At 29.1% G+C, this 673-nt stretch carries 1 protein-coding gene; it reads right to left on the reverse strand.

Features of this window, described 5'->3' with window-relative positions; genetic code table 11:
• Nucleotides 1–132: 132 nt before the first annotated feature.
• Nucleotides 133–648 carry a hypothetical protein gene (locus K8344_RS13980; RefSeq protein ID WP_237609294.1) on the reverse strand — a complete coding sequence of 172 codons (516 nt, stop codon included), beginning with the start codon at nt 646–648 and terminating at the stop codon, nt 133–135.
• Nucleotides 649–673: the final 25 nt, after the last annotated feature.

Below are 673 nucleotides of genomic sequence, written 5' to 3' on the forward strand. Positions count from 1 at the left end.
TAACGTCTCGTATAAACGCAGTAGCGAGATTGGCGTACCGACTTTTCGGTTTATACCAGACTTTAAATTTATAAAATTACTTTCGGGTTTTGCATTTTCTCGCTATTGCGTTTATGCAATGTTGTGTAACGTTTATATAACTATTCCCATTTCGGCTTCGCTCATCTCAGTTTTATCGGACAATTTCTTGACAATTTCTTGAAAGCCTTCCAAATGTTCGTGACATTTTATTTTTTTCTTCCCGTCACGGATATTAAGATAAAGAGACACTCTATTGAATTTTATGCTTTTTATTTCATCAAGTTTTATAGAGATTGTTTTTCCCCACATATTTCTTTGAATAATTTCGTTTGAATTCAAAATTACTTTATTCATCCAAGTCATTAAACACATTATTATTCCCAACGAGGTAAACAGCACAATTATCGGAATAATATTAGCTAAATCTATATTTTCAATATCCACGATTGTAGCAATACTTATAATTAAACTAATAATTAATGGTATTATTCCGACTATCCCATAAAGAAGAGGTAATCTATGAACTGAATTTCCATTTTCATCTATTTTACTTTTTCTTTTTGATGTTTTTTTAATGAAATACAAAAAGATAAAAATCAATACTGTAGTTATAATGCTAGTAGTCATTTATTTTTTGAATGTTACACAACGT

The organism is Aequorivita xiaoshiensis (assembly GCF_022008395.1).
Classification (GTDB): Bacteria; Bacteroidota; Bacteroidia; order Flavobacteriales; family Flavobacteriaceae; genus Aequorivita; species Aequorivita xiaoshiensis.

Excerpts from the sequence above, each read along its gene's own strand:
- K8344_RS13980 (WP_237609294.1), bottom strand. The coding sequence starts at position 648 with ATGACTACTAGCATTATAACTACAGTATTGATTTTTATCTTTTTGTAT.